This window comes from Aliterella sp. E5.1 (genome assembly GCF_057473825.1).
Genome location: NZ_JBYCCV010000208.1, coordinates 1 through 3,199 on the forward strand (window position 1 = coordinate 1; position 3,199 = coordinate 3,199).

Sequence of the window (3,199 nt, forward strand, 5' to 3'; positions counted from 1 at the left end):
ACGTCGTCAAGGCCAAAGACCTAGCCTTCAGTTACCTGGCCCGGCAGCTTCAGGCGGGCCAAGAGGTAAGGGAGGCGGAGGTGCAGGGCGTCATCGTCGCTTACTTTGAAAAACATGAGCTTCTTTATCGATTCCATCGCCTGAACGTATCGCGCATCCTTGCAACCTTCCGGTAACGAAGTACGGCTGTTGCGGTAGGTATTCAAATACTCTTTAGCAGCGTCTTCGGCAGCTTCTTGACTGACACTAGCAAACAAGCGCTGCTTGACGATGTTGTAAATTTCTACATCAGAACTGGGACTAAGTACCCGATCTTGCCTTGCGGAAGCTTGGATAATTTCGTGTAACTCGGTAGTTTCTTCGCCGAAAGTATCGGAAGCTGAGGCGAGGGAGTAGACGAATACTAGATTACTTGTAGCCGCCGCCAAATCCATTAGGGAAAATAAAAAGGCGACTACTTGTTTTGCTAAGTCACTGTTACCTACTACTGTTGCTTTGGCAGCCCGGAAGTAACGGGAGATTTCATCGAGGACAATTAAAGTTGGTTGTCCATTGGTAAGGCGCTCCATAACTGAAGTACCAGGACTAACTCGTTGCTCGTCCGAACCCCGCAGTAATTTATAGCCTTCAACGCCACCTATTTGGTAGGCAATTTCGCCCCAAAGCGTGTAAGTAGTAATGCCCGTTCCGGCATGGTAGACTCCATTAACCGGATCTAAGTCGTGACAAGCGATCGCCGCTATTTGGATTGGTTGGTGGGGAATAGAATTAATATCAGCAAAGCGCTCTAATCCTTGAATCCGCCTGCCTTGTTTGCATATATGCCACAAGGCAATCTCATCGTGAGTTTTCCCACCGCCAAAGCTAGTTTCTAGGCGGATGATTGGCGAACCACTACTTGTCTTACAAAGCCGACTAAATACTTCTTTAATCAGGGTTTTTAAACCATCAGTGGGAAAAGTGTTGGCAAAAAATATGTTCGGGTCTTGGTAGACTTGAGGGGCTTTCCCTTCCACAACTAAACTTAGTTTGGCAGCAAATAAGTCTAGAGAAAGTTCTCCTGACAATATTTCTTCTCTGGGAGTACAAGCATCAAAAATAGAGGGTAATCCCATAATTAAAATTATTTGTAGTAGTTTGAATAGGTAACTTAATTAAAGTTAGATAAGGTAACGCGATGCTTTTGTTAATACAAAAAAGCATCTATTTCTATAGGCTTTAGTTATAAAAATTGGCTGCTAATTTAGTTAGAAGCGTACTTTTTTAATAGCTCTCGACCGCGATCGCCCATCTGTAATAAGATTGCCTCAATCTTCCGCATAGCAAGGGGCGAAGGATTGCCACGTCCGTTCTCCCATCGATTTGTGGTAGAGTAGGTGACTCCCAAGTGAAGCGCTAGTTGTTCTTGAGTTAAACCAGTGTGCGAACGTATCTCGCGGAGCAGCTTATTTACTGCTGGCTGTTTGATTAATAGCGGTTTAGGAATAATCATTTAACTTTTTTATTAGTGTGAAATAGATGTTTTACTTGCCACATCATATTTACCTCAAGAGCCAAATGTAATTCGTGTAAATACTTGATTCTTCCTACTAACCTCAATTTTTTGAGAGGTGACACGTAAGTAGAGCTACTGTCAGTAGCTCTTAGGGATAAAGATATCTAGATACCTATACCTAGTAACTACTTAGTTAAAAAATACTAACTTAATCATCATTTCAGAGCTTGGAAACTACAGGTATCTAGGTATAAAGATACCTTGACTCTGTAGACTTTGATATCCGAAGTCTGTATGCTTAACACTATTACGTGGAGGCAAAACAAGTGAAAACCTGTGCTTGTATATCATTATCAGGCGGTCAAGGTAAAAGTACCGTTGCTTTCTTCACAGCGCTCTTGCTTGCGAAGCAATCACACCGTGTTTTAGTGATAGACTGCGATCCTCAAGCTAACCTAACTTTTTATCTAAATCATGAAGTGCAGCCACAAGAGCCTACTTTATCCCTCTTTTATCACTTTAAGCAGAGAGTATTAGAATAGAGGTAGAGATGATTGTTTTAAAGAAATATGTCAGTCGCAAGATCTGCTCAACCCACGATTCGATTTGTCGATGAATATTGTCGGTTGTTTGAGCCGTTGTTTCCAGAAGTGCGGAGCTTTGAAGCATTCAAGTTGCTGCATTTGGGCATGATTAGCGAAATTAAACGTAAGTCGTTGCCAGCCATTGCTAGAGCCGTTGGACTAAACAATCATCAGAGCTTGCATCACTTTCTTACGGAGTCTCCTTGGACAGTCCAACAGTTGCGTCAAAAGCGCCTAGAGGTAATCCTCAAAGTCCTGCACGGAAAAGCAATGATTTTGTTGATTGATGAAACCGGAGATTGTAAGAAAGGAAAAAGTACCGATTATGTCAAACGACAATACATTGGGAATGTGGGCAAAAAAGAAAATGGCATAGTCGCGGTGACAGCTTATGGATTAGTTGAAGGCATGATTTTGCCATTGTGTTTTGAGGTGTATAAACCACGAGAACGACTAAAAACCACAGACGAATATCAAAGTAAGCCGCAAATTGCTGCAACGATGATTCGGCAACTGCAAGCGATGGGATTTAAGTTTGAACTGGTATTAGCCGATAGCCTCTACGGTGAGAGCAAGCTCAACTTCGTCAATGTCCTTGATGAGTTGAAACTGCCATACATCTTAGCAATTCGTAGCAACCATGCCCTGTGGCTACCCCAAGACCAACAGGTGATTCAACAACCGTGGCAGAAATTTGAACGCACCTTTAGCAATGGCACCACCGAAATCCGCTACATGGCTGAGGTGATTTACGGGAAACGCCATCGCCAGCAGTATTGGCTCTTGACCACTGACCCCAAAACCTTACCAGACAATTCAACTTCGTTTGTCATGGTCGCTGCACCTGCGGTGAAACTAAGCGAGATTGGCGACAGCTATGGATTTAGAACTTGGATTGAATATGGACTCAAGCAAGCCAAAGATGCTCTTGGTTGGGCAGATTTCCGCATGACCCACTATGAGCAGATTGAGAAATGGTGGGAGATGGTGATGAGGGTTGTGTTGCAAAAACTGGGTGAGAATAGAAAAGCCCTGTGGGAGGAGTTTGAATTATGCAACCACTCCAAAGATTTGATGGATGAAGACAAGTCGCTCTTTGATAGCTCCTCTGGGAACGCCA

Annotated in this window: 3 protein-coding genes and 1 pseudogene; 2 read left to right on the plus strand and 2 right to left on the minus strand. The window is 43.4% G+C overall.

What is annotated here, in order from left to right:
- Nucleotides 1–131 precede the first annotated feature (131 nt).
- Both AC2VE5_RS25065 and AC2VE5_RS25070 read right to left on the minus strand, forming a co-directional pair.
- A pseudogene (locus AC2VE5_RS25065) lies at nt 132–1,115 on the minus strand (DUF499 family protein); the annotation flags it as partial.
- A gap of 128 nt (nt 1,116–1,243) precedes the next feature.
- A complete protein-coding gene (locus AC2VE5_RS25070; RefSeq protein ID WP_486890316.1) occupies nt 1,244–1,492 on the minus strand; it encodes a helix-turn-helix domain-containing protein in 249 nt (82 codons plus the stop codon).
- A 329-nt stretch (nt 1,493–1,821) separates the two neighbouring features.
- Here AC2VE5_RS25070 and AC2VE5_RS25075 point away from each other — a divergent pair, with 329 nt between their 5' ends.
- On the plus strand, nt 1,822–2,037 hold the full coding sequence (locus AC2VE5_RS25075) for a ParA family protein (RefSeq protein ID WP_486890317.1): 216 nt from the start codon (nt 1,822–1,824) through the stop codon (nt 2,035–2,037).
- Nucleotides 2,038–2,064: 27 nt separating this feature from the next.
- Nucleotides 2,065–3,199: IS701 family transposase (locus tag AC2VE5_RS25080; RefSeq protein WP_486890318.1), on the plus strand; the 1,135-nt coding region annotated here is incomplete at its 3' end.